The organism is Streptomyces aureus, assembly GCF_000725495.1.
GTDB classification, from domain to species: Bacteria; Actinomycetota; Actinomycetes; order Streptomycetales; family Streptomycetaceae; genus Streptomyces; species Streptomyces aureus_B.
In genome coordinates, this window is sequence record NZ_JNZD01000034.1 from 40,982 (window position 1) to 66,729 (window position 25,748).

Consider the following 25,748-nt stretch of genomic DNA (forward strand, 5'->3'; position numbering starts at 1 on the left):
CAAAGGACCCTCATGACCCGCGTGATCGCCGGCCGGGCCGGCGGACGCCGTCTGGCCGTCCCGCCGGGCACCGGCACCCGGCCCACCTCCGACCGGGCGCGCGAGGGCCTCTTCTCCACCTGGGAGTCCCTGCTCGGCGGCCCGCTGGAGGGCGAGCGCGTGCTCGACCTGTACGCCGGCTCCGGCGCCGTCGGCCTGGAGGCGCTCAGCCGCGGCGCCGGGCACACCCTGCTCGTCGAGGCGGACGCCCGCGCCGCCCGGGTCATCCGCGACAACGTGAGGACGCTGGGCCTGCCCGGCGCCGAGGTCAGAGCGGGCAAAGCGGAGCAGATCGTGCGCACGGCGCCGCCCTCGGAGCCGTACGACCTGGTCTTCCTCGACCCTCCGTACGTCGTTCCGGACGACGATCTTCGGGAGATTCTGCTCACACTCCGCACGGAGGGCTGGCTCGCGGAGGAAGCGCTCGTCACCGTGGAGCGCAGCACCAGAGGCGGTGAATTCGGCTGGCCCGAGGGTTTTGAGGCCCTCAGGGCCCGTCGCTACGGCGAGGGCACCTTTTGGTACGGTCGCGCCGCCTCAACGTGCGAAGACGCACGATGACCGGACCGGAGAGCGAGGGACCACTGTTGCGCCGCGCCGTCTGTCCGGGGTCATTCGACCCCATCACCAACGGACATCTCGACATCATCGCCCGCGCCTCCGCGCTGTACGACGTCGTGCACGTCGTCGTGATGATCAATCAGTCCAAGAAGGGCCTGTTCACGGTCGACGAGCGGATCGAGCTGATCCGCGAGGTCACGGCCGAGTTCGGCAACGTCCAGGTCGAGGCCTACCACGGCCTCCTCGTCGACTACTGCAAGCAGCGGGACATCCCGGCCATCGTCAAGGGCCTCCGCGCGGTCAGCGACTTCGACTACGAACTCCAGATGGCCCAGATGAACAACGGCCTCTCGGGCGTCGAGACCCTGTTCATCCCGACCAGTCCCACCTACAGCTTCCTGTCCTCCTCGCTGGTCAAGGAGGTCGCGAACTGGGGCGGCGACATCTCGCACCTGGTGCCGCCGGTGGTCCTGGAAGCCCTCACGGAGCGGCTCGGCCAGGACTGAGCGACTGACAGTCCGTCACCCGGTGTCGGCCGGTGCGGGAGTGGTCGTACAGTCGTCCCGTCCGTCTCCAACACAGCTGTAGAGAGTGGCGAGCACCGGTGGACGTTCAGAAGAAGCTCGACGAGATCGTCGCGGCGGTCGGCAGCGCCCGCTCCATGCCCATGTCGGCGTCGTGCGTGGTCAACCGCGCCGAACTGCTCTCGATGCTGGAGGAGGTGCGCCAGGCCCTGCCCGGCTCGCTCGCCCAGGCGCAGGAGCTGATCGGCGGCCGCGAGGAGATGGTCGAGCGGGCCCGTCAGGAGGCCGAGCGGATCATCGAGACCGCGCACGCCGAGCGCGGGTCGCTGATCTCCGACACCGAGGTCGCCCGCCGTTCGCAGAACGAGGCGGACCGCATCCTGAACGAGTCCCGCAAGGAGGCCGAGGAGATCCGCGCGGAGGCCGACGACTACGTCGACTCCCAGCTCGCCAACTTCGAGGTCGTCCTCACCAAGACCCTCGGTTCCGTCGGCCGCGGCCGCGAGAAGCTCCTCGGCACCGGTCCCGGCCTCGACGAGGAGGGCTACGAGGACGAGGACGCCCCCGAGCGCAGCTACGACCCGGACACCCTGCGCCGCAACGCCGACGAATACGTCGACGCCAAGCTCGGCGCCTTCGAGGCCGTCCTCGCCAAGACCCTGGAGGCCGTCGGCCGCGGCCGGGACAAGCTCCAGGGCCGAACCGCCACCGACGACCTCGGCACGCTCGGTTCCTTCGGCGACGACGGGACGCCCGGGGCGCACACCAGCGACGCCGACTACCTCGCCGGCCTCGCCGAGCTCGCGGACGAGCCCGAGCAGGCCCCCCGGACCCCGGAACCGGCCTCCCAGCCGTCCTACGGGCAGCAGGACGCCTACGCCTATCAGCAGCAGGCCGACCCCTACGGCTACCAGCAGCAGTACGCCCAGCAGCAGGACGCCTACGGCTACCAGCAGGCCGACCCGTACGCCGCCTACCAGCAGCAGGGCTACGACCAGCAGGGGTACGACCAGAACCAGCAGGTCTACGGCCAGCAGCAGGGTCACGCCATGGACCAGCAGAACCATCCCCTCGACGAGGTCAGCCTCTTCGACACCAGCATGATCAGCGCGGACCAGCTCAGGGCGTACGAGCAGGGGCGCGGCGGACACTGACCACGCGGTCAGGAGGGGCGCGAGCCGTCGCCCGGGGCGCGGCCACGGACCTGTCCGGGGAGCCGCCACGGACCGGATTGGGCCGAGAGCGAAAGGTCCAGTATCCTGGCTCTTCGGTCGCGTGTACGTCCGCGATCAGCGCTGCCCCAGGGACACCGAGGGCGGCGTTCCTCGAGTTGGAAGATCGAAAGCAGGAATGGCTCTGAACGCCCGCCTCGACCACCGCAATCCTCTCGTGTTCGACACGCACGAGCTGGGGCGGCGTCCTGGCGCGCTGCAGCGCCTGACCCGCACGATCGACGCTCCCACGGACCTCGGGATCCAGGGAGTCATCGGAGTGCCGGAAGGCGCCCCGGTGGAGCTCGACCTCCGACTGGAGTCGGTCATGGAAGGGGTGCTTGTCACAGGCACCGCCCGTGCATCGGCGAAGGGGGAGTGCGTAAGGTGTCTGGAGCCGCTTGAGCAGGTGCTCGAAGCGGACTTCCAGGAGATGTTCTCGTACCCTGACGCCGATGACCGGGGCCGCCCCAAGGCGGAGCCGGTCGACGACGCCGAGGACGACGAGGAGACTCTCTTCCTCGAGGACGGCCTGTTCGACCTCGAACCCGTGCTGCGTGATGCGGTGGTGCTCGCACTGCCGATGCAGCCGGTGTGCCAGGACGACTGCCCCGGCCTGTGCTCCGAATGCGGAGCCCGGCTGGCGGACGACCCGGACCACCACCATGACGCCGTCGACATCCGTTGGGCGGCACTGCAGGGACTCGCCGGTTCACTCGAAGATGGCGAGAAGGACGAGTTGAGCGGCGCCGAACCTGGCGTCGACGAGAAGCAGGAGAAGTAGCCGTGGCTGTTCCGAAGCGGAAGATGTCGCGCAGCAACACGCGCCACCGCCGGTCGCAGTGGAAGGCTGCGGTCCCCACCCTGGTTGCGTGCGAGCGCTGCCACGAGCCCAAGCTGCAGCACATCGCGTGCCCGGCCTGTGGCACCTACAACAAGCGCCAGGTCCTCGAGGTCTGAGCGGCTGGTGAGAGGTCTGATGTCTGACGCCAAGAAGCACTCTCCCCGCGCGAGCGGGGGCGGTCCGGCGGACAACACAGCCTCGTCCCACACGCTTCTGGAAGGGCGGCTCGGCTACAAGCTCGAGTCCGCCCTTCTGGTGCGTGCGCTGACCCACCGTTCCTTCGCGTACGAGAACGGCGGTCTGCCGACCAACGAGCGTCTGGAGTTCCTCGGGGACTCCGTGCTGGGCCTCGTGGTCACGGACACGCTGTACCGCACCCACCCGGACCTGCCCGAGGGCCAGTTGGCCAAGCTGCGGGCCGCGGTGGTCAATTCTCGTGCGCTGGCGGAGGTGGGGCGCGGCCTCGAACTCGGCTCCTTCATCCGGCTCGGCCGGGGCGAGGAAGGCACGGGAGGCCGGGACAAGGCGTCCATCCTCGCCGACACCCTCGAAGCGGTGATCGGCGCTGTCTATCTCGACCAGGGGCTGGAAGCGGCGGGCGAACTCGTCCACCGGCTCTTCGACCCGCTGATCGAGAAGTCCTCGAATCTCGGTGCCGGCCTGGACTGGAAGACCAGTCTCCAGGAGCTCACCGCGACCGAGGGGCTCGGGGTTCCCGAGTACCTGGTCTCGGAGACCGGCCCGGACCACGAGAAGGTCTTCACTGCTGCCGCCCGCGTCGGAGGCGTCTCGTACGGCACCGGCACCGGCCGCAGCAAGAAGGAGGCGGAGCAGCAGGCCGCGGAATCCGCGTGGCGTGCCATCCACTCCGCCGCGGACGAACGCGCGAAGTCGGCCCAGGCCGCCGAAGAGGTGGCCCGTGCCGCCCAGCAGGCGGCCCAGGACGGCGAGGAGACCGCCGACGTCTCCTCGACGCCGACGACCGACACGGCCACGGCCTGACTCCTTCGGCCGGCTGAAGTGCCGCGGCCTCCGCGGCACGGCCGGCACCCGTAGTACCCGCACCACCGGACCCCGCCCCGACGCTCACGCGCCGCGACGGGGTCCGAAGCGTTTTCCGGGCCGGGGGCCTTGAGCGGGGCCGGGGGACCGGGGCACCTGTCCGGGGTGCTTGGCGGGCCCCGGGCGGGTTTGCCGGAGCGTTCGGCGGGCCCGGGTGGGTTTGCGAGGATCCTCGGCGGGCTCGGCGGGCTCGGCGGGCTCGGCGGGCTCGGCGGGCTCGGCGGGCTCGGCGGGCTTGGCGGGCTCGGCAGGTTTGCCGGGGACCCCGGCGCAGCCGGGGAGCAGGGTGCCTGCCGGGGGTGCTCGGTGGCCCCGGGCGGGTTTGCCGGGGACACCAGCGAGGCCGGGCAGGCTTCGTGGCGTGGGCGTTCTCGCGAGGCCGGCTGCTCCCCGGCGGGCCCGCTTCCCGGCGGGCGAGGGTGCCGGGGACTGCGGCCGGTGCGGGCAGGCTTCGTGGCGTGGCGTTCTCGCGAGGCTGTGCGCTCCCGGACGGGCCTCCGCTCCCCGGCGGGCCCGCTTCCCGGCGGGTGAGGGTGCCGGGGACCGCGGAAGGTTCGGGCAGGCTTCGTGCCGTGGGTGCTCTCGCGAGGTGGGCTGCTCCCCAACGGGCCCCGCTCCCCGTCCGGCCCCCCTTCCCGGCGGGCGAGGGTGCCGGGGATCCCGGTGGACCCGGCCGGTTTCGTGCCGTGGGTGCTCTCGCGGGGCCGCTCGCTCCTTGACAGGCCCTGCTTCCCGGCAGGCGAGGGTGCCGGGGATCCCGGCGGGCCTGGGCCGGCCTCGTAACCCTGGGTGCTCTCGCGTGGCAGGGTGCTTCTCGGCGGGCGCCGTCCGGGGCGATGTACCCTTCCGGCATCGTCCGCCCCCGCCGCTTCCCCGGAGGAGTCCCGTGCCCGAGCTGCCCGAAGTCGAAGTCGTGCGGCGGGGGTTGGAGCGCTGGGTCAGCGGGCGGGTCGTCGCCTCGGTGGACGTCCGCCATCCGCGCGCCGTGCGGCGGCACTTGGCGGGGCCCGACGGCTTCGCGAAGGCCCTCGCCGGGCACCGGGTGGGCGAGGCCATGCGCCGCGGCAAGTACCTGTGGCTGCCGCTCGACGACTCCCCGTACTCCGTCCTCGCCCACCTCGGCATGAGCGGACAGCTCCTCGTACAGCCCGAGGACGCGGCGGAGGAGAAGCACCTGCGCATCCGCGTCCGCTTCGAGGACGACCAGGGCACCGAGCTGCGGTTCGTCGACCAGCGCACCTTCGGCGGGCTGTCGCTGCACGAGAACACCCCGGACGGCCTCCCGGACGTCATCGCGCACATCGCCCGCGACCCCCTGGACCCCCTGTTCGACGACGCCGCCTTCCACACCGCGTTGCGCGCCCGCCGTACGACCCTCAAGCGCGCCCTCCTCGACCAGTCGCTGATCAGCGGCGTCGGGAACATCTACGCGGACGAGGCGCTGTGGCGCTCCAAGCTCCACTACGAACGCCCGGCGGGGACCATGACCCGGCCGCGCACCGCCGAACTCCTCGGCCACGTCCGCGATGTCATGAACGACGCCCTCGCCGCCGGCGGCACCAGCTTCGACAGCCTGTACGTCAACGTCAACGGCGAGTCGGGCTACTTCGACCGCTCGCTCGACGCGTACGGGCGCGAGGGCGAGCCCTGCCGCCGCTGCGGGACGCCGATGCGCCGCAAGGCCTGGATGAACCGCTCCAGCTATTTCTGCCCGCGCTGCCAGCGAGCACCGCGCGCGTCCGCCTGACGCACCGCGCCCGTTGGTTGGACGCTCCGCGCCCGTCCGGCGGCGCGGCTCCCGTGCCGGGTCGCCGTGGTCGAGGGGGGCTAGGCCCCGGGCCGGGCCTCGCGGGCCTCGTCGTAGGTCTCGCGGGCCGCCAGGACGTCGTCCATCCGGCCCTCGACGAAGTCGATGAGGGCCAGCAGTCGCTCGGCGACCTCGCGCCCGAGCGGGGTGAGGGTGTAGTCGACGCGCGGCGGGTTCGTGGGCCGTGCGTCACGGTGCACCAGACCGTCGCGCTCCAGCGCGTGCAGGGTCTGCGAGAGCATCTTCTCGCTCACGCCGTCCACGCGGCGGCGCAGTTCGTTGAACCGGGCCGTGCCGTCGTGCAGCGCCCCCAGGGTGAGGGAGCCCCAGCGGCCGGTGACGTGCTCCAGCGTGCCCCGGGACGGACACCCGCGGGCGAACACGTTGTACGGGAGGTCCTTGCCGCCCGCGCACGCCGTGCCCTCGTCGCCGGTGGGGCGCTCCGTGATCGGCGCGGACGATTCCATGACGCCAGCATACTCAGCCACAGCGCCATCCAGAAGGTTGCGCTGACTCCTGGTTAGCGGGCTGTCGGCGGCGGCGGTCCGCGCCGGACGTCCCCTCAAACGCCACATGGCCGACCCCCCGAGCGGGTCGGCCATGTCGCCGTTCACGTGCACCATGACGGACGAGGACCCCCCGGTGCCAGAGCTCCAGCCGTTTGGAGAGATAGATCTCCCCACGGACCCGGCGGAACGGGCGGATCCGACAGCAACGGACGGAACGCGCGTCGCGGGCGGCGCGAACACCGCCTCGGCTGCGGACCGGATCCCTAGGATGGCCCGCGGGGCGGAGCCGTAGCGCAGAGGTCGACGCGCGCGGTCTCCAAAATCGCGAGGACGCCGGTTCGATTCCGGCCGGTTCCGCCTTCCTTCCCGGTCCGGGCGCTCGGCCGGGAACCGGCGGGAAACGGACGCGGGCCACAACGGAGACGGGCCGCCGTGGACGGCATCCTCACGGAGGAGGATGCCGTCCACGGCGGCCCGGACACGGTTCAGGAGGACGCTCGGCCCTCTGACCTGCGGTTACCTCAGTAGCCGAAGTCCTGCGTCCACCAAGGGCCGCCCTCGCCGAAGTGGACTCCGACGCCGAGCGTCTTGAAGTCGCAGTTCAGGATGTTGGCCTTGTGGCCGGGGCTGTTCATCCAGGCGTCCATGACGGCCGCCGCGTCGGCCTGGCCGCGGGCTATGTTCTCGCCGCCGAGGCTGGATATCCCAGCCTTCGCCGCACGGTCCCACGGGGTGAGCCCGCTGGGGTCGGTGTGGTCGAAGAAGTCCCGCGCCGCCATGTCCTCGCTGAACGCGGAGGCCAGGTCCGTCAGGGCGCTGTTCGCGGCCACCGGGCTGCAACCGACCTTGGCGCGCTCGTCGTTGACGAGCTTGAGGACCTCGGCCTCGGCGGCCGCCTCGGCGGACACGTTCACCGGGGTCTTGGCGACGGGCGCCTTGGTCTCGGTCTTCGAAGGCTTCGGAGCCTTGGGCTCCTTCGTCTCCTTCTCCTTGGAGGCTCCGGCCCCCTTGCCCTGGTTGTCCTTCTCCTTCGGCGGTGCCGTCGTCGCCGGAGCGGCCGGCGCCGAGGCGGAGGCCGAGGGCTCGACCGTCGCGGGCGTGGTCGCGCGCCCGGATCCACGGCTCGTCGACGTTCCCTCGCGGGAGTCCGCGCTGCCCGAGGTGCCGCCCTGCTGGGTGGCGACGCTCGAGGGCGAGCCCGCGGACTGGATGGTGTCGGAGTTGTTGCTGCCACCGCCGAGCGCGTAGTTGTCGCTGCCCGGCACGACACCGGCCGCGACGGCCACGGTGCCGAGGGCCACGGCCGCCGAGACGCCGAGCAGTCCGGTCTTGACCGGGCTCGGACCCTTCCGCTTGCGGTGCGAGCGGGCCGCGGAGGCGGACGGGAGATCGGCGACGGCCGCGTAGCCGTACAGGTTCTCCGGGCCGTAGCTTTCCGTGTGGGTCCCGCTCGTTTCTGTGACTCCGGTGGCGCGCCCTGTGGCGGCGCGGCCGGCGTCGGAGCGTCGGTGGCGTCCCATCTGTTGGGCCTTCCTCGATCTTGAGTCAGCGATCCTCACCTGATCCTCACCCGAAAGAGTGAGTTTCTGATGAGACTCATTGGGTCGGGACGGTACCGCATGGCGCAAGGGGAGGATGTGCTCCAGGAGACATTGTCCGGTTAGCGTGCAGCCATGAACGAGGTTTCACGGCTGGTCGTCTGGGTCCGCGGACGCGTCCAAGGTGTGGGTTTCCGCTGGTTCACGCGGGCCAGGGCCCTGGAGATCGGCGGGCTGAGTGGTTTTGCTCTCAATCTCGACGACGGACGGGTCCAGGTGGTCGCGGAGGGCCCCCGGACCGGTTGCCAGAGTCTGCTCGACTGGCTCCAGGGCGACGACACGCCCGGCCGGGTGGACGGAGTCACTGAGATCTGGGACACGCCCCGGGGCATCTACGACGGCTTCGCGATCCGCTGACGACGACGCCCGGGAGGCCCGCCGAAGGTGGCGTGGCGTATGCCTCCGGCACCCGTCAGTAGTGGAAACTCCCTGGTGGTTGCCAACGAGGACACGAAGTGGCAGGCTCCCGAGATAACGATGATCCCGACGCCCTGAGGGCCCCGCCGGAGTCGCCGCGCCGCCGTCTCGAACGCCGCGCGACCGTGGGTTGCCCGCCGATACAGGGCGTGATCGTGTTGACCGTCAAACTTTTTGGTGAGACGCTGAAAGCCCCGCGCACCTTAGCTGTTTGGCATGTGGAACGGCAGCAGGACATCAGCAGTGTCAAGCATCGCGGGTGCGATTCCCTCACGACCCACACCGCTTCGGTCGGTCACTCAGTGTGGAGGACCATCCATCATGGCAAAGGCGCTTCTCGGTTACGTCGGCGGTTCCGACCCGCGACTCATTGCCGAGATGCGACGGCTCCAGCAGCGCGTCCAGGACCTCGAATCCGAGCTCGTACGGATCCAGGCCGAGAACGACGCGCTCGCGGCTGCCGCTTCTCACGACTCGCTTCTCGAGAGCATCGACGTACCCCAGGCGGAGCCTGCGCTCACCTGATCACTGCCACCGCACACCACGACAGCAGTGGTTGGGCAGCCCGAATCAACCGCTCAGTTGTCAGATTTGCAAGGGACGCCCGCAGGCGTCCCTTCTTTCTTTCCCCCACGTACCCCCCTCTTCAACGTCTGGTCTGCCCTGCGCGTTCATGGGCGAAACCGCGCGTTCATGGAGTGAGACCGGCCCGAAAGGTAGAGTCCGGCGGCGTGCACCTCAAGGCCCTGACCCTCCGCGGGTTCAAGTCGTTCGCCTCCGCGACCACGCTGCGGTTCGAGCCGGGCATCACCTGTGTCGTGGGCCCCAACGGCTCGGGCAAGTCCAACGTCGTGGACGCGCTCAGCTGGGTCATGGGCGAACAGGGGGCCAAGTCCCTGCGCGGCGGCAAGATGGAGGACGTCATCTTCGCCGGCACCACCGGGCGTCCGCCGCTCGGCCGTGCCGAGGTGTCGCTGACCATCGACAACTCCGACGGGGCGCTGCCCATCGAGTACGCCGAGGTCACCATCACGCGGATCATGTTCCGCAACGGCGGCAGCGAGTACCAGATCAACGGCGACACCTGCCGTCTGCTCGACATCCAGGAACTGCTGTCCGACTCCGGCATCGGCCGCGAGATGCACGTCATCGTCGGACAGGGCCAGCTCGACTCCGTCCTGCACGCCGACCCCATGGGCCGCCGCGCCTTCATCGAGGAGGCCGCGGGCGTCCTCAAGCACCGCAAGCGCAAGGAGAAGGCGCTGCGGAAGCTGGACGCCATGCAGGCGAACCTCGCCCGCGTCCAGGACCTCACCGACGAGCTGCGCCGGCAGCTCAAGCCGCTGGGGCGGCAGGCGGCCGTGGCACGCCGCGCCGCCGTCATCCAGGCCGACCTCCGCGACGCCCGGCTGCGCCTGCTCGCCGACGACCTCGTCCGGCTGCGCGGGGCGCTCCGGTCCGAGATCGCCGACGAGGCCGCGCTCAAGGAGCGCAAGGAGACCGCCGAGGCCGAGCTGAGGAAGGCGCTCCAGCGGGAGGCCCTGCTGGAGGACGAGGTCCGGCAGCTCACCCCGCGCCTGCAGCGCGCGCAGCAGACCTGGTACGAACTCTCCCAGCTCGCCGAGCGGGTGCGCGGCACGGTGTCGCTGGCCGACGCCCGGGTCAAGAGCGCCACCTCGGTGCCCGCCGAGGAACGGCGCGGCCGCGACCCCGAGGACATGGAGCGCGAGGCCGTCCGCGTCCGTGAGCAGGAGGCCGAACTCGAAGCCGCCCTGGAGGCGGCCGAACGGGCCCTGGAGGACACCGTCGCGCACCGCGCCGAGCTGGAGCGCGAGCTGACCGTCGAGGAGCGCCGCCTCAAGGACGTGGCCCGGGCCATCGCCGACCGCCGCGAGGGTCTCGCCCGCCTCGGCGGCCAGGTCAACGCCGCCCGCTCGCGCGCCGCCTCCGCGCAGGCCGAGATCGACCGCCTCGCCGCCGCCCGCGACGAGGCCCAGGAGCGCGCCTTCACGGCCCAGGAGGAGTACGAGCAGCTGAAGGCCGAGGTCGACGGCCTCGACGCGGGCGACGCCGACCTCGCCGAGCAGCACGAGGCGGCCCGGCGCGCCCTGTCCGACGCGGAGGCCGCCCTCGGCGCGGCCCGCGAGGCCGCCACCGCCGCCGAACGGAAGCGGGCCGCCACCCAGGCCCGCCGGGACGCCCTCGCCCTCGGCCTGCGCCGCAAGGACGGCACCGGAGCGCTGCTCGGCGCCACCGACCGGCTCACCGGCGTGCTCGGCCCCGCCGCCGGACTGCTGACGGTCACCCCCGGCTTCGAGGTCGCCCTCGCCGCCGCCTTCGGAGCAGCCGCCGACGCCGTCGCGGTCGCCACCCCCGCCGCGGCCGCGGAGGCCATCCGGCTGCTGCGCAAGCAGGACGCCGGCCGCGCGGCCCTGCTGCTCGCGTCGGCTCCCGAGACACCCGGCGCCGCTGCCGCACCGGCGGACGGCACCCCCACGGACGCACGCCTCCACGAGTACGAGCACGAGCACGCACGCGAGCGTGGACACGGCCCGGACCAGGACCAGGGCCCGGCAGGGGACGGAGCCGACGGGCCGCCGTACGCCGCCGAGCTGGTCCGGGGCCCCGCCGAACTGATGCCCGCCGTACGGCGGTTGCTGCGCGGAATCGTCGTCGTCGGCACCCTGGAGGAGGCCGAGGACCTGGTCTACGCGCGGCCCGGGATCACCGCGGTGACCGCCGAGGGCGACCTGCTCGGGGCGCACTTCGCGCACGGCGGGTCCGCCGGTGCCCCGAGCCTGCTCGAGGTACAGGCCTCCGTGGACGAGGCGACCGCCGAGATCGAGGAACTGACCGTCCGCTGCGAGGAGTTCGCCGAGACACAGCGTCTCGCCGCCGAGCTGCGCGGCGAACGGGCCGAACTCGTCGAGGAGTTGGGGGAGAGGCGGCGGGCCGCCGAGCGGGAGAAGTCGTCCGTCGCGCAGCAGCTCGGCCGGCTGGCCGGGCAGGCCCGCGGCGCCGCGGGCGAGGCCGAGCGGAGCACCGCGGCCGCCGCCCGCGCCCAGGACGCGCTCGACCGGGCCGTATCCGAGGCGGAGGAACTGGCCGAACGGCTCGCCGTGGCCGAGGAGATGCCGGTCGAGGAGGAACCCGACACCTCGGTGCGGGACCGGCTCGCCGCGGACGGCGCCAACGCCCGCCAGACGGAGATGGAGGCCCGCCTCCAGGTCCGTACGCACGAGGAGCGGGTCAAGGGACTCGCCGGACGGGCCGACTCGCTGGACCGGGCCGCCCGCGCCGAACGCGAGGCACGCGCGCGTGCCGAACAGCGGCGCGCCCGGCTCCGTCATGAGGCGGCCGTCGCCTCGGCCGTCGCCTCCGGCGCGCGGCAGCTCCTCGCGCACGTCGAGATCTCGCTCGCCCGCGCCGAGGAGGAGCGGACCGCCGCCGACGCCGCGAAGGCCCGCCGCGAGCAGGAGCTCGTCGCCGCGCGGAGCCAGGGCCGCGACCTCAAGGAGGAGCTCGACAAGCTCACCGACTCGGTGCACCGGGGCGAGGTGCTCGGTGCCGAGAAGCGGATGCGCATAGAGCAGTTGGAGACGAAGGCGCTGGAGGAGCTCGGCGTCGAGCCCGCCGGACTCGTCGCCGACTACGGCCCCGACCAGCTCGTGCCGCCGTCGCTGCCCGCCGAGGGCGAGGAACTGCCCGAGGACCCCGAGCACCCGCGCAACCAGCCCCGGCACTTCCACCGCGCCGAGCAGGAGAAGCGGCTCAAGTCGGCCGAACGGGCGTACCAGCAGCTCGGCAAGGTCAATCCGCTGGCCCTGGAGGAGTTCGCCGCGCTGGAGGAGCGTCACAAGTTCCTCAGCGAGCAGCTGGAGGACCTGAAGAAGACGCGCGCCGACCTCCTTCAGGTGGTGAAGGAGGTCGACGAGCGCGTCGAGCAGGTCTTCACCGAGGCGTACCGGGACACCGCCCGGGAGTTCGAGGGCGTCTTCAGCCGGCTGTTCCCGGGCGGGGACGGGCGGCTGATCCTGACCGACCCCGACAACATGCTCACCACGGGCGTCGACGTGGAGGCCAGGCCGCCGGGCAAGAAGGTGAAGCGGCTCAGCCTCCTGTCGGGCGGCGAGCGCTCACTGACCGCCGTCGCGCTCCTCGTGTCGATCTTCAAGGCGCGCCCCAGCCCGTTCTACGTGATGGACGAGGTCGAGGCGGCGCTGGACGACACCAACCTCCAGCGGCTGATCAGGATCATGCAGGAGCTCCAGGAGGCCTCCCAGCTGATCGTGATCACCCACCAGAAGCGCACGATGGAGGTCGCCGACGCGCTGTACGGCGTCTCCATGCAGGGCGACGGCGTCTCGAAGGTCATCAGCCAGCGGCTGCGCTGACCGCCGGGGCACCGGGCGCCGGGCGCGGAGGCGTCCGGATCCGGCGGTCCCGGCCCCAACCCCGACCTCGACCCGGGCCCCGGTCGCGGACCGCGCCCGCCTACGCCTCGTCGTCCGGCGCCGGAAGGTCCTCGCCCACGCCCTCGTCGGCGAGTTCGGCCAGCACCTCGGCGTGGCAGCGCTCGGGGACGCACCAGCAGCCGAGGCGGTGCCCGCGCAGCGCCGGCAGCCGGGCCAGCAACTCCGGGCGCTCCAGCACGTAGGCGCGGTACATCGCGACGACCTCCTCCCGGGTGCCGTCGTGGCCCGGACGGAAGGGGCTCGCGAGCGGTGAGCCCGCCAGATGCCAGCCGCCCCGGTGCATGGCACGGCCGACGTACACCACATCGGCGTACGCGGGATCGTCGCGGTGACCCTTGAGATTGACGACCGTGGTCTGCGGCATGCCCGGATCCTCCCCGCTCGCGCCGCCGCGGGCAACGCGAACGGCACCTTCACCGAAGGACCCATTCGGGCACTTGATGTTCAACTCTTGAACACAACTACCTCATGCGGTGCTGCTCATGTTCACCAGACCCCGCGTTTGACTTCGAAAATTGAAGGCATAGTCTCTCCGACGTTGCTTTTACCTTCAGGTGGTGGCTCGCGCCAACCTGTGCGCCACTGGTAACCACCAGCGAAGGCTTTCGCCCCCCACCCCCGGCAGCGAGGCCGGTGGCCCGAGGAGTCTTACGTGACCAGCGCATCGCAGGCACCTGTGCCAGGAGCCACGCAGGCTCATCCCGAGCATCTCGGGCATGTCATCTTCATCGCGGCCGCGGCCGCGATGGGCGGCTTCCTGTTCGGCTACGACAGTGCCGTGATCAACGGTGCGGTCGAGGCCATCCGGGACCGTTACGACATCGGCTCCGCGGCCCTGGCCCAGGTCATCGCCATCGCCCTGATCGGCTGCGCCATCGGCGCCGCCGCCGCCGGACGCATGGCCGACCGCATCGGACGCATCCGCTGCATGCAGATCTCCGCGAGCCTGTTCACCGTCAGCGCCATCGGCTCGGCGCTGCCCTTCGCCCTGTGGGACCTCGCCTTCTGGCGCATCATCGGCGGGTTCGCCATCGGCATGGCCTCCGTCATCGGCCCCGCCTACATCGCCGAGGTCTCCCCGCCCGCCTACCGCGGACGGCTCGGCTCGTTCCAGCAGGCCGCGATCGTCGTCGGCATCGCCATCTCGCAGCTCGTCAACTACGCCATCCTGAAGGCCGCCGACGGCGACCAGCGCGGTCATCTGCTGGGCGTCGAGGCCTGGCAGGTCATGCTCGGCGTCATGGTCGTCCCGGCCGTCCTCTACGGTCTGCTGTCCTTCGTCATCCCCGAGTCCCCGCGCTTCCTGCTCGAGGTGGGCCGCAGGGACCGCGCCCGCGAGGTGCTCAAGGAGGTCGAGGGCGACAAGATCGACCTGGACGCACGGGTCCAGGAGATCGAGACGGCCATGAAGCGCGAGCACAAGTCCACCTTCAAGGACCTGCTCGGCGGCAGCTTCCTCTTCCTGCCGATCGTCTGGATCGGTATCGGACTCTCGGTCTTCCAGCAGTTCGTCGGCATCAACGTCGCGTTCTACTACTCCTCGACGCTGTGGCAGTCGGTCGGTGTCGACCCGACGGACTCGTTCTTCTACTCGTTCACCACGTCGATCATCAACATCATCGGCACCGTGATCGCCATGATCTTCGTCGACCGCATCGGCCGTAAGCCGCTCGCCCTCATCGGCTCGGTGGGTATGGCCATCGGTCTCGGCCTGGAGGCGTGGGCCTTCTCCTTCGACCTGGTCGACGGCAAGCTGCCGGCCACCCAGGGCTGGGTCGCCCTGATCGCCGCGCACGTCTTCGTCCTCTTCTTCGCCCTCTCCTGGGGCGTCGTGGTCTGGGTCTTCCTCGGCGAGATGTTCCCGAACCGGATCCGCGCCGCCGCGCTCGGTGTCGCCGCCTCCGCGCAGTGGATCGCCAACTGGGCCATCACCGCGAGCTTCCCGTCGCTGGCCGACTGGAACCTCTCCGCCACCTACGTGATCTACACGTGCTTCGCCGTGCTCTCCATCCCGTTCGTCCTCAAGTTCGTCAAGGAGACGAAGGGCAAGGCGCTGGAGGAGATGGGCTGACCGCCCGTCCCCTCGCACCCCGGCGGCTCCCCACGGCCGTCGTGTCCCCCGGTGGTTCCCCACGACCGCCAGGTCACCGGCGGTCCCCCACGGCCGCCGGTGGCACTCCCCGGAACCCGGGGAGAGAGGCCAAGTCCCCGCTGCCCCTCTCCCCGTACTCGTGAAGAGGCCGTGTCGCCCCGGTTCGACCGTCAGGTCAGGAGAGCCGGGGCAGCACGCTCTCGCAGAACAGATGCAGGCTCCGCCAGCCCTCGTCCACGGGCATCCCGCCCGACAGCGGATGCAGGACGAGGCTCTCCAGGCCCAGCTCCACGCACTGGTCGGGCGTCAGGACGCGGTAGACGCCCTCGGCCCGCAGCTCCTTGACCGTCGTGGCCGCCGACTTCACCGCGGAGCGGATCTCGCCGGACTGCCAGGAGGCGTACGTCCGCGCCTCGTGCAGGAAGTGACGGCCGTACTCGGCCCAGGCCCGGTCCGGGTCCTCCGCGATGTGCAGCAACGGAGTCTCGGCCGCGGGCATCATGGTCCAGCCCTCGGTGCCGTACGCGACGAGCCGCTCCTTGTAGTACGCCTCCAGCTCGGGCAGGTGCGCGCTGGGGAAGAACGGCAGCCCGAGCCGGGCCGCGCGCCGGGCCGCCGCCCGGGAGGAGCCGCCCACCAGCAGCAGGGGGTGCGGGTCCGAGAGCGGGCGCGGGGTGACCCGTACCGTGCGGCCCCGGTACGTGAACTCCTCGCCGGTCCACGCCTTCAGCAGTGTCTCCAGGAGCTCGTCCTGGAGCTCGCCCCGCCGCTTCCAGTCCACGTCGAACTGCGCGTACTCCTCGGGCCGGTAGCCGATGCCGGCCACGGTCACCAGACGGCCGCCGCTGAGCAGGTCGAGCACGGCGATCTCCTCGGCGAGCCGCAGCGGGTCGTGCAGCGGGCCGATGATCGCCGACACGGTGACCGCGACCTGCCGGGTGGCCCCGAAGACCGCGCCCGCGAACGCGAACGGCGCGGGCAGCCAGTTGTTGGCGACGCCGTGGTGTTCCTCGGTCTGCACCGTGGTGATCCCGCGGTCGTCGGCGTACGCGGCCATCTCGACGGCGGCCCGGTAGCGGGCGCCGAGCGAGGCGGGGGTGGCGTCGGGTTCGACGAGGTTGAAGCGCACGACCGTGACGGGCATGGGGAGCCCCCTTCGTGGGTGGAGGGGGACGTTAGCTGACGGAGCGTCAGACGGCCAGAGTCATGACACGCCCCTGCGCGACGGGGTCCGCCGTCCCGCGCCGTGGGTTCTCGGCCGCCCTGTCCCGCGCCGAAGGGGCGTGCCCGCCCTGTCCCGCGCCATGGGCGGGCCCACCAGCGTGCGGTACGGGCGGACCGTGCACGCCGGACATCAACGGGGGCTGTGCCCGGGCCCGCGACCTGCGTCGGGCCGCACGGCGCGCCACGGGCCCGCGCGACGGCGGGCCGGTGGCCTCGCGGCCGGCGGGCAGGCCCAGGCAGGCGGCGGAAGGCGGGCGGCGGCTGCTGCTGCGGGGGCCTCGCTTGTCGGACTCTTGGGGCGGCGCCGGCCAAAGGCGACGGCAGGCAGGCGACAGCAGGTGGCGGCGGGCAGGCGACGGCGGGTGGCGGCAGGTGGGCGGCCGCCGCCGCGGGGGTCCCGCCGGCCGGGCTCCCGGGGCGGCGGGGGCCCGGAATCACGGGCCTTCCGTCGGTGCGGGGACCGGGCACGGGCCGGTGCGGGGCGCGGGGCGCGCAGCCCGCGCGGACAACGGCTGGCCGGGCGCGGGGTCGCGCATACTGGACCCGTTATGGAAACCATCATCCTTGCTGTAGTCATCGCCGTGGTGGTGATCGGCGCGCTCGGTGGGCTCGTCGTCGGCAGTCGCAAGCGGAAGCAGCTGCCCCCGCCGCCCCCCGCCGCCCCCGACATCACCGCGCCTCCGGCCGAACCTCACGTCGGCGACGAGGCCGAGACGCCGCGCGAAGAGCCGCGCCGCACGATAGAGGAGGTGGATCTCCCCGACGGCTCGGCCGCCCCGTCGGTCGTCGTCGAGGAACCTCCGGCCGCTCCCCAGATCGAGATCCCGGAGCCGACCGCCGGCCGCCTGGTGCGCCTGCGCACCCGGCTCTCGCGCTCGCAGAACGCGCTCGGCAAGGGGCTGCTCACGCTGCTCTCGCGCGAGCACCTCGACGACGAGACCTGGGAGGAGATCGAGGACACGCTGCTCGTCGCCGACGTCGGTGTGCAGCCCACCCAGGAACTGGTCGAGCGGCTGCGCGAGCGCGTGAAGGTGCTCGGCACCCGGACGCCGGACGAGCTGCGCGGCCTGCTGCGCGAGGAGCTGATCCAGCTGCTCGTGCCGGAGTTCGACCGTGCGGTCAAGACCGACTCGCCCCTCGACACCCCGGGCATCGTGATGGTCGTCGGCGTCAACGGCACCGGCAAGACCACCACCACCGGCAAGCTCGCGCGCGTCCTCGTCGCCGACGGCAAAAACGTTGTTCTCGGTGCCGCCGACACCTTCCGCGCCGCCGCCGCCGACCAGCTCCAGACCTGGGGCGAGCGGGTGGGCGCCCGTACCGTCCGCGGCCCCGAGGGCGGCGACCCCGCCTCGATCGCCTTCGACGCGGTCAAGGAGGGCATCGAGGAGGGCGCGGACGTCGTCCTCATCGACACCGCGGGTCGACTCCACACCAAGACCGGCCTCATGGACGAGCTCGGCAAGGTCAAGCGTGTCGTGGAGAAGCACGCCCCGCTCGACGAGGTGCTGCTCGTCCTCGACGCGACCACCGGGCAGAACGGTCTGGTGCAGGCGCGGGTCTTCGCCGAGGTCGTGGAGATCACCGGCATCGTCCTGACGAAGCTCGACGGCACGGCGAAGGGCGGCATCGTCGTCGCGGTGCAGCGAGAGCTGGGCGTCCCGGTCAAGCTGGTGGGCCTCGGAGAGGGCGCGGACGACCTGGCGCCGTTCGAGCCGGAGGCGTTCGTCGACGCCCTGATCGGAGACTGAACCACCCGCGCGAACGCGCAGGTGCGACGAAAGCGCCCGCCCCCACGGCACTGCTGCCGGGGGAGCGGGCGCTTCGTCGTCGTACGGTCCGCCGGGAGCCTCAGGCCCGCGAGCGGTGCGCCACATACGCGAGGGTGCCCAGCAGCAGCCTGGCCGGCGGCGGCTTGGTGGCGGAGTCCAGGACGGGGGAGCGGAGCCAGCGGACCGGGCCGAGCCCCCCGCGGTCCGAGGGCGGGGCGGTGATGTACGTGCCCGGGCCCAGACCGTGCAGGTCGAGGGAGGCGTCGTCCCAGCCCATCCGGTAGAGCAGCTCGGGAACCTCGGCGGCGGAGCCGGGGGAGACGAAGAAGTGGGCGCGGCCGTCCGCCGTGGCCGTGACGGGACCGAGCGGCAGGCCCATGCGCTCCAGCCGGACCAGCGCGCGGCGCCCCGCGGACTCGGCCACCTCGATGACGTCGAAGGCCCGGCCCACCGGCAGCATCACCGCGGCGCCCGGGAAGCCGGCCCAGCTGCCCGTCGCCTCGTCCAGCGTGGTGCCGGCCGGGATCGTCGGGGCGAAGTCCAGGGGGTGCGCGCCCGGCGCCGGGCAGTCGGCCCGGCCGCACGAGCACGCCCCCGCGGCGGCTCGGGCACCCGGGACCACGTCCCATCCCCAGAGTCCGGTGAACGTGGCGACGGCGGTGCCCTCCGACGAACGGCCGCGGCGACGAGCACCGGTCCGGATGTCGCGCATCGCCCGACTACTGCCGATCGTGAAGCCCATGCCCCCTCCAACGGTCTGGTGCGCCCGTGGTTACGTGACGGAACCGGATTGTCACCCTCTGTTCCTGCCTGCCCGGTATCTCGCGTTTCAGACGGCGCGTTGTCGTACAGGGGGTGGTGTGCCCGGCTCGGTGCGCCCCGGAGTGCGCTTCTCCGCCCTCCCCCGGCCGTTCCGTGTCAAGTGAAGCGCGGGCGGGGCAAGTGGAGTTCATTCGAAGGGGTGGCGAATGGTGGCGTTTCACGGATCGCCATGGTTGGACGCGTGATCGTAGGATTACTTTGAGTGCACGAGTCCTGGGGCTTTGTTTACTCGTGGGTATGCCAACGGCAAGCCGGGTTCCCGTTCGAAGGGTGGCAACTACCGGACGCGCGGCCGCGTTTACGGGCATTCTGATAGGGCTTGGCGCAGAGCGGCGACAAGTGTTCTCGGGGAGTGGGGGCGTTCCAGTGGGCGGCAACGGCGGAGGCGGGACGAACGCTGACAAGCGCCCCAACGAGCTTCTCGGCTCGTGGTTCGTGCGCAGTGGCTGGTCGAAGGGCGAGCTGGCGCGCCAGGTGAACCGCAGGGCCCGCCAGTTGGGGGCCAACCACATCTCGACGGACACCTCGCGGGTGCGCCGCTGGCTGGACGGGGAGAACCCGCGCGAGCCGATCCCGCGCATCCTCTCGGAGCTGTTCTCGGAGCGGTTCGGCTGTGTCGTCGCCGTGGAGGACCTCGGTCTGCGCGCCGCCCACCAGGCACCCTCCGTGTCCGGTGTCGACCTGCCGTGGACCGGCCCCCAGACCGTCGCGCTGATCAGCGAGTACTCGCGCAGCGACCTGATGCTGGCGCGCCGCGGCTTCCTCGGCAGCTCGCTCGGGCTCGCCGCGGGCCCGGCCCTCGTCGAGCCCATGCAGCGCTGGCTCGTCCCCACGCCCCCGGCGCCCTACGAGGCCGCCGAACCGCCGGCCTCCACACGGCGCGGCGGCCGGCTCTCCCAGCCGGAGCTGGACCTCCTGGAGTCGACCACGGTGATGTTCCGCCAGTGGGACGCCCAGTGCGGCGGCGGACTGCGCCGCAAGGCCGTGGTCGGGCAGCTGCACGAGGTGACCGACCTCCTCCAGGAACCCCAGCCCGCCGCCACCGAGCGGCGGTTGTTCAAGGTCGCCGCCGAACTGGCCGAACTGGCGGGCTGGATGAGCTACGACGTGGGCCTCCAGCCCACCGCGCAGAAGTACTTCGTGCTCGCGCTGCACGCCTCGAAGGAGGCGGGCGACAAGCCGCTCGGCTCGTACATTCTCTCCAGCATGAGCCGCCAGATGATCCACCTCGGGCGGCCCGAGGACGCGCTGGAGCTCATCCACCTCGCCCAGTACGGCAGCCGCGACTGCGCCGGTCCGCGCACCCAGTCGATGCTGTATGCGATGGAGGCCCGCGCCTACGCCAACATGGGCCAGCCAGGGAAGTGCAAGCGGGCCGTCCGCATGGCCGAGGACACCTTCGCCGACGTGGACGAGTGGGACGAGCCGGACCCCGACTGGATCCGCTTCTTCTCCCGGGCCGAGCTGTACGGCGAGAACTCGCACTCCTATCGCGACCTGGCCTACGTCGCCGGGCGCAGCCCCACGTACGCCTCCATGGCCGAGCCGCTGATGCAGCAGGCGGTCGACCGTTTCGGCAAGGACTCCGAGCACCAGCGCTCGTACGCGCTGAACCTGATCGGCATGGCCACCGTGCACCTGCTGCAGCGCGAGCCCGAGCAGGGTGCGGTCCTGGCCAGGGAAGCGCTGAGGATCGGCAAGAAAGTGCGCTCCGAACGCGTCAACACTCGTATCCGAAAGACGGTCGACACCGCCGTCCGCGACTTCGGGGACCTCGCCGAGGTCATCGACCTCACCGACCAGCTCGCCATCGACCTGCCCGAGACCGCAGAGGCGGTCTGAACCCGGGCCGCCGGCGCGGCCCCGTCCCGAACCCCGGCTGCGGCCGGCCGTCCAGAACTGCCCGACTCGGCTCCCCCATGCCAGGTCATCGGACGGCCCGCCGTGGCCGGTTCCGCTGTGTGCGGCCCCGGCCCGCGCCGCTCCCGAAGGGGAGGCCGGCCACCGCGGGGAGGTCCCGTGCGGCAACCCTGGCCGGCCCCGCCCCGGACGCCGTGAGCGTCCCGCGGGAGATTGCGTCACGATAACGATCGCTTCGGCCGGAATGGGGCAGTTCATGAACGTGTAACACACGGAGTGTCTTCGTCACGGGTGCGAAACATCGAGGGGCGTCCACGGAAACGGCGCTGCGTCAATCTCATGGCGCATAACCGGCCCACCCCTCACGACCATCCAGGCTTCGCCCGCACGGGGCCGTACCAACGACGAGGAGACGCCGATGGCACCAGCCATCACCCTTGCCGCAGAGGCACCCAAGCTGTCTGCCGCCAACACAGGGTTCATGCTCATCTGTTCCGCCCTCGTGCTCATCATGACGCCGGGCCTCGCCTTCTTCTACGGAGGCATGGTCCGCGTCAAGAGCACGCTCAACATGCTGATGATGAGCTTCATCAGCATGGGGATCATCACCATCCTGTGGGTGCTGTACGGCTTCTCCCTCGCCTTCGGCACGGACAAGGGATCCTTCATCGGCTGGACCTCGGACTGGGTCGGCCTCAGCAACATCGGCCTGACCGAACTCTGGCCCGGCTACACCATCCCGGTGTTCGTCTTCATGGTCTTCCAGCTCATGTTCGCGATCATCACGCCCGCGCTGATAAGCGGTGCCCTCGCGGACCGCGTGAAGTTCACGGCGTGGTCGCTGTTCATCACGCTGTGGGCCACGCTCGTCTACTTCCCCGTCGCCCACTGGGTCTGGGGCGCCGGCGGCTGGGCCTTCGAGCTCGGTGTGATCGACTTCGCCGGTGGTACGGCGGTCCACATCAACGCGGGTGCCGCGGCGCTCGGCGTGATCCTGGTCATCGGCAAGCGCGTCGGCTTCAAGAAGGACCCGATGCGCCCGCACAGCCTCCCGCTGGTGATGCTCGGCTCCGGTCTGCTGTGGTTCGGCTGGTTCGGGTTCAACGCCGGCTCCTGGCTCGGCAACGACGACGGCGTCGGCGCGCTGATGTTCGTCAACACGCAGGTCGCCACCGCGGCCGCCATGCTGGCCTGGCTCCTCTACGAGAAGATCCGCCACGGCGCGTTCACCACGCTGGGCGCCGCCTCCGGCGCGGTCGCCGGTCTGGTCGCCATCACCCCCTCCGGCGGCGCGGTCTCCCCGCTCGGCGCCATCGCGGTCGGTGCCATCGCCGGTGTCCTGTGCGCCATGGCCGTCGGCCTGAAGTACAAGTTCAACTACGACGACTCGCTCGACGTGGTCGGCGTCCACCTCGTCGGCGGTGTCATCGGCTCCCTGCTGATCGGCCTCTTCGCCAGCGGCCACGGCCAGTCGACGGTCGAGGGCCTCTTCTACGGCGGCGGCCTGACCCAGTTCTGGAAGCAGTGCGCCGGAGTCTTCGCCGTCCTCGGCTACTCCCTGGTCGTCTCCGCGATCCTCGCCTTCGTCATCGACAAGACCCTCGGCATGCGGGTCACCGAGGACGAGGAGATCGCCGGCATCGACCAGGCCGAGCACGCCGAGACCGCATACGACTTCAGCGGTGCCGGTGGTGGCGCCGCCCGGACCGCCGTGCCCGCCCCGGCCGACACGGACGCCAAGAAGGTGGACGCATGAAGCTCATCACCGCCGTCGTGAAGCCCCACCGGCTCGACGAGATCAAAGAGGCACTGCAGGCCTTCGGGGTCCACGGACTGACGGTCACCGAGGCGAGCGGCTACGGTCGGCAGCGGGGACACACCGAGGTGTACCGCGGCGCCGAGTACACGGTCGACCTCGTACCCAAGATCCGCATCGAGGTGCTGGTCGAGGACGACGACGCCGAGCAGCTGGTCGACGTCGTCGTGAAGGCGGCCCGCACCGGCAAGATCGGTGACGGCAAGGTGTGGTCCGTCCCGGTCGACACGGCCGTCCGGGTCCGCACCGGCGAGCGCGGCCCCGACGCGCTCTGACGGGACCGGCCCGTACGAACAGGAAAGACAGGAGTCGCTGGGTGACGAGCACGGACACGCGAGTGGAAGCAGAGGACTCGGGACCCAGCGGCTACGCGGCGGCCCGGCTGCGCCTCCTCCAGGAGGGGGCGCGGTCCGGGCCGCCGCGCCGTTCCGCCCTCGCCGAGCTGACGGACGACTGGCTGACCGGCCTGTTCACCGCCGGCTCCCAGGGTCTGCGCGGGGTCTCCCTCGTCGCAGTCGGCGGCTACGGCCGCGGCGAACTCTCGCCCCGCAGCGACCTCGACCTGCTCCTCCTGCACGACGGCTCCGACTCCGGCGCCGTCGCCGCCCTCGCCGACCGCGTCTGGTACCCCGTGTGGGACCTGGGCCTGGATCTCGACCACTCGGTCCGCACCCCGGCCGAGGCCCGCAAGACCGCCGCCGACGACCTCAAGGTCCAGCTCGGCCTGCTCGACGCCCGCCACATCGCCGGCGACCTCGGCCTCACCGCGGGACTGCGCACGGCCGTCCTCGCCGACTGGCGCAACCAGGCCCCCAAGCGGCTGCCCGAACTCCAGGAGCTGTGCGCGGAACGCGCCGAACGCCAGGGCGAACTCCAGTACCTCCTCGAACCCGACCTGAAGGAGGCGCGCGGGGGACTGCGCGACGCCACCGCACTGCGTGCCGTCGCCGCCTCCTGGCTCGCCGACGCACCCCGCGAAGGCCTCGCCGACGCCCGCCGCCGGCTCCTCGACGTCCGTGACGCCCTGCACCTGGCCACCGGCCGCGCCACCGACCGCCTCGCCCTCCAGGAACAGGACCAGGTCGCCGCCGGACTCGGCCTGCTGGACGCCGACACCCTGCTGCGCCAGGTCTACGAGGCCGCGCGCGTCGTGTCCTACGCCTCCGACGTCACCTGGCGCGAGGTCGGACGCGTCCTGCGCTCGCGCGCGGTCCGCCCGCGGCTGCGCGCCATGCTGGGCGGCGGCAAACCCGTCGCCGAGCGCTCCCCGCTCGCCGAGGGCGTCGTCGAACAGGACGGCGAGGTCGTGCTCGCCCGCGCCGCCCGGCCCGAACGCGACCCCGTGCTCCCGCTGCGCGCCGCAGCCGCCGCCGCGCAGGCGGACCTCCCGCTCTCCCTGCACGCCGTACGGCGCATGGCCGCCGCCGCGCGCCCCCTGCCCACCCCCTGGCCGGCCGAGGCCCGCGAACAGCTCGTCACGCTCCTCGGCTCCGGCCGCCCGACCGTCGAGGTCTGGGAGGCCCTGGAGGCCGAGGGACTGATCACCCGGCTGCTGCCCGACTGGGAGCGGGTGCGCTGCCGGCCCCAGCGCAACGCCGTCCACATCTGGACCGTCGACCGGCATCTCATCGAGACGGCCGTCCGCGCCTCCGAACTGACCCGCCGCGTCGGCCGCCCCGACCTCCTGCTCGTCGCCGCCCTGCTGCACGACATCGGCAAGGGCTGGCCAGGCGACCACTCCGTGGCCGGCGAGATCATCGCCCGTGACGTGGCCGCCCGCATCGGCTTCGACCGCGTCGACGTCGCCGTGCTCGCCACCCTCGTACGCCACCACCTGCTGCTCGTCGACACCGCCACCCGGCGCGACCTGGAGGACCCGGCCACCGTCCGCTCCGTCGCCGAGGCCGTCGGCTCCCAGGGAACCCTGGAACTCCTGCACGCCCTCACCGAGGCGGACGCGCTCGCCACCGGGCCCGCCGCCTGGTCCTCCTGGCGCGGCTCCCTCGTCGCCGACCTGGTCAAACGCGTCGCCGCCGTCCTTTCCGGGGACGCGCCCGAGGAACCCGAGCCCGCCGCGCCCACCGCCGAGATGGAACGCCTCGCGATCGAGGCGTTCCGCACCGGCGGGCCCGTCCTCGCCCTGCGCGCGCAGACGGAGCCCGTCACCACCGACACCGACACCGAGAACGCGTCCGACACCGACCCGGACGACCCGGAGCCGCTCGGCGTGGAACTCCTCATCGCCGTCCCCGACCAGCCCGGGGTGCTCCCCTCCGTGGCGGGCGTCCTCGCCATGCACCGGCTCACCGTCCGCACCGCCGAACTGCGCGCCCTGGACCTGCCCCACGGCGTCGAGGGCTCCGTCCTGCTCCTCAACTGGCGCGTCGCCGCCGAGTACGGCTCGCTGCCGCAGGCCGCCCGGCTGCGCGCCGACCTCGTCCGCGCCCTCGACGGCTCCCTCGACATCGCCGCGCGCCTCGCCGAGCGCGACGCGGCCTACCCGCGCCGGCGAGGCGTCGTCGCACCCCCTCCGCGGGTGACCGTCGCGCCCGCCGCGTCCCGCCTGGCCACGGTCATCGAGGTCCGCGCCCACGACGCCCCGGGCCTGCTGCACCGCATCGGACGGGCCCTGGAGACGGCACGGGTGCGGGTGCGGAGCATGCACGTCTCGACCCTCGGCGCGAACGCCGTCGACGCCTTCTATGTGACGGGCACGAAGGGCGAACCCCTGCCGGGGGAGGAGGCGGCGTCGGTGGCCCGCGCCCTGGAGGAGGCACTCAGGTCCTGACCACGGCCCGCCACCAGCCGCCCGCCACCAGCCGCCCGCCACCAGCCGCCCGCCACCAGCCGCCCGCCGTCAGCTGCCTGCCGTCCTTCGCCCGCCGCCCGCCCCCTCTGCCCTGGCGTCCCTCGGCCCCACACCCGGCGCACACCGGATGTGATCTCGGTAACCCCGAGGGCCGTGCGGTCTCCGGAGGGCCCTCCGGGAGGCGCCACGGACCCGTTCCCCGTCGTCGAGGGCCTGTCCACGCGCACCGAATGCGGTGTGCGGGGACGAATCGCTTGCGGGGCCGGATACCCTGGAGGGCAGCCCGAAACGACCCCGACTCCGAGG

Annotated in this window: 21 protein-coding genes and 1 tRNA gene; 17 read left to right on the plus strand and 5 right to left on the minus strand. The window is 72.0% G+C overall.

All coding sequences use genetic code 11. The annotated features are described in order from the left end of the window. Positions 1-12 precede the first annotated feature (12 nt). From rsmD to mutM, 7 genes are all read left to right on the plus strand, one after another. Positions 13-600, plus strand: a complete 588-nt coding sequence (gene rsmD / locus IO36_RS32175; protein ID WP_037625043.1) for a 16S rRNA (guanine(966)-N(2))-methyltransferase RsmD — start codon at positions 13-15, stop codon at positions 598-600. A 26-nt stretch (positions 601-626) separates the two neighbouring features. Beyond that, positions 627-1,106 (plus strand): pantetheine-phosphate adenylyltransferase, encoded by a 480-nt coding sequence (coaD, locus tag IO36_RS32180; protein WP_209441301.1) that lies wholly within the window; start codon positions 627-629, stop codon positions 1,104-1,106. A 98-nt stretch (positions 1,107-1,204) separates the two neighbouring features. Beyond that, a complete protein-coding gene (locus tag IO36_RS32185) occupies positions 1,205-2,278 on the plus strand; it encodes a cell division initiation protein (RefSeq protein ID WP_037625048.1) in 1,074 nt (357 codons plus the stop codon). Positions 2,279-2,474: 196 nt separating this feature from the next. After that, positions 2,475-3,119 (plus strand): YceD family protein, encoded by a 645-nt coding sequence (locus IO36_RS32190; RefSeq protein ID WP_037625050.1) that lies wholly within the window; start codon positions 2,475-2,477, stop codon positions 3,117-3,119. Positions 3,120-3,121: 2 nt separating this feature from the next. Beyond that, the gene (rpmF, locus tag IO36_RS32195) at positions 3,122-3,295 is read left to right on the plus strand and encodes a 50S ribosomal protein L32 (RefSeq protein ID WP_006139588.1); all 174 of its coding nucleotides are present in this window, start codon (positions 3,122-3,124) and stop codon (positions 3,293-3,295) included. A gap of 19 nt (positions 3,296-3,314) precedes the next feature. Further along, positions 3,315-4,181 (plus strand): ribonuclease III, encoded by an 867-nt coding sequence (gene rnc / locus IO36_RS32200; protein WP_037625054.1) that lies wholly within the window; start codon positions 3,315-3,317, stop codon positions 4,179-4,181. 946 nt (positions 4,182-5,127) lie between these two features. Beyond that, a complete protein-coding gene (gene mutM, locus IO36_RS32205; RefSeq protein WP_037625056.1) occupies positions 5,128-5,988 on the plus strand; it encodes a bifunctional DNA-formamidopyrimidine glycosylase/DNA-(apurinic or apyrimidinic site) lyase in 861 nt (286 codons plus the stop codon). 80 nt (positions 5,989-6,068) lie between these two features. Here mutM and IO36_RS32210 read toward each other — a convergent pair whose 3' ends face one another. Beyond that, positions 6,069-6,515 carry a winged helix-turn-helix transcriptional regulator gene (locus IO36_RS32210; protein ID WP_037625057.1) on the minus strand — a complete coding sequence of 149 codons (447 nt, stop codon included), beginning with the start codon at positions 6,513-6,515 and terminating at the stop codon, positions 6,069-6,071. Positions 6,516-6,839: 324 nt separating this feature from the next. Here IO36_RS32210 and IO36_RS32215 point away from each other — a divergent pair. Continuing rightward, positions 6,840-6,914: transfer RNA gene (locus tag IO36_RS32215), tRNA-Trp, on the plus strand. Between the two features lie 164 nt (positions 6,915-7,078). On the opposite strand, the gene IO36_RS32220 is transcribed toward IO36_RS32215, so the two are convergent. Then, positions 7,079-8,077: a CAP domain-containing protein gene (locus IO36_RS32220; RefSeq protein ID WP_037625061.1), complete on the minus strand. Its 999-nt coding sequence runs from the start codon at positions 8,075-8,077 to the stop codon at positions 7,079-7,081. 153 nt (positions 8,078-8,230) lie between these two features. Here IO36_RS32220 and IO36_RS32225 point away from each other — a divergent pair, with 153 nt between their 5' ends. The 3 genes from IO36_RS32225 (at position 8,231) to IO36_RS32235 (ending at position 12,966) form a co-directional block, all read left to right on the plus strand. Beyond that, complete coding sequence (locus tag IO36_RS32225; RefSeq protein ID WP_037625063.1) at positions 8,231-8,512, plus strand: acylphosphatase; 282 nt, start codon at positions 8,231-8,233, stop codon at positions 8,510-8,512. A 381-nt stretch (positions 8,513-8,893) separates the two neighbouring features. After that, positions 8,894-9,097 carry a hypothetical protein gene (locus IO36_RS32230; protein WP_028802434.1) on the plus strand — a complete coding sequence of 68 codons (204 nt, stop codon included), beginning with the start codon at positions 8,894-8,896 and terminating at the stop codon, positions 9,095-9,097. Between the two features lie 206 nt (positions 9,098-9,303). Further along, entirely contained in the window at positions 9,304-12,966 is a 3,663-nt protein-coding gene (locus IO36_RS32235) for an AAA family ATPase (protein ID WP_037625066.1), read from the plus strand. Between the two features lie 100 nt (positions 12,967-13,066). Here the strand turns inward: IO36_RS32235 and IO36_RS32240 are convergent, their stop codons facing one another. Next, complete coding sequence (locus IO36_RS32240) at positions 13,067-13,411, minus strand: DUF4326 domain-containing protein (RefSeq protein WP_037625068.1); 345 nt, start codon at positions 13,409-13,411, stop codon at positions 13,067-13,069. 288 nt (positions 13,412-13,699) lie between these two features. Between IO36_RS32240 and IO36_RS32245 the strand changes: the two genes are divergently transcribed. Continuing rightward, on the plus strand, positions 13,700-15,118 hold the full coding sequence (locus IO36_RS32245) for a sugar porter family MFS transporter (RefSeq protein WP_037625070.1): 1,419 nt from the start codon (positions 13,700-13,702) through the stop codon (positions 15,116-15,118). A gap of 196 nt (positions 15,119-15,314) precedes the next feature. Here IO36_RS32245 and IO36_RS32250 read toward each other — a convergent pair whose 3' ends face one another. Then, positions 15,315-16,283, minus strand: a complete 969-nt coding sequence (locus IO36_RS32250; protein ID WP_037625072.1) for an LLM class flavin-dependent oxidoreductase — start codon at positions 16,281-16,283, stop codon at positions 15,315-15,317. Between the two features lie 628 nt (positions 16,284-16,911). Between IO36_RS32250 and ftsY the strand changes: the two genes are divergently transcribed. Then, complete coding sequence (gene ftsY / locus IO36_RS32255; RefSeq protein WP_037625074.1) at positions 16,912-18,114, plus strand: signal recognition particle-docking protein FtsY; 1,203 nt, start codon at positions 16,912-16,914, stop codon at positions 18,112-18,114. A gap of 100 nt (positions 18,115-18,214) precedes the next feature. Here the strand turns inward: ftsY and IO36_RS32260 are convergent, their stop codons facing one another. Beyond that, positions 18,215-18,877, minus strand: a complete 663-nt coding sequence (locus IO36_RS32260) for a bifunctional DNA primase/polymerase (RefSeq protein WP_037625076.1) — start codon at positions 18,875-18,877, stop codon at positions 18,215-18,217. 446 nt (positions 18,878-19,323) lie between these two features. On the opposite strand from IO36_RS32260, the gene IO36_RS32265 reads away from it, so the two are divergent. From IO36_RS32265 to IO36_RS32280, 4 genes are all read left to right on the plus strand, one after another. Further along, the gene (locus IO36_RS32265; protein ID WP_037625078.1) at positions 19,324-20,799 is read left to right on the plus strand and encodes a transcriptional repressor NsdA; all 1,476 of its coding nucleotides are present in this window, start codon (positions 19,324-19,326) and stop codon (positions 20,797-20,799) included. 436 nt (positions 20,800-21,235) lie between these two features. Further along, positions 21,236-22,573 (plus strand): ammonium transporter, encoded by a 1,338-nt coding sequence (locus IO36_RS32270; protein WP_037625080.1) that lies wholly within the window; start codon positions 21,236-21,238, stop codon positions 22,571-22,573. Continuing rightward, positions 22,570-22,908, plus strand: a complete 339-nt coding sequence (locus IO36_RS32275; protein WP_037625082.1) for a P-II family nitrogen regulator — start codon at positions 22,570-22,572, stop codon at positions 22,906-22,908. The genes IO36_RS32270 and IO36_RS32275 overlap by 4 nt, the downstream gene beginning before the upstream one ends. Positions 22,909-22,949: 41 nt before the next feature. Next, entirely contained in the window at positions 22,950-25,421 is a 2,472-nt protein-coding gene (locus IO36_RS32280; protein ID WP_037625085.1) for a [protein-PII] uridylyltransferase, read from the plus strand. Positions 25,422-25,748: the final 327 nt, after the last annotated feature.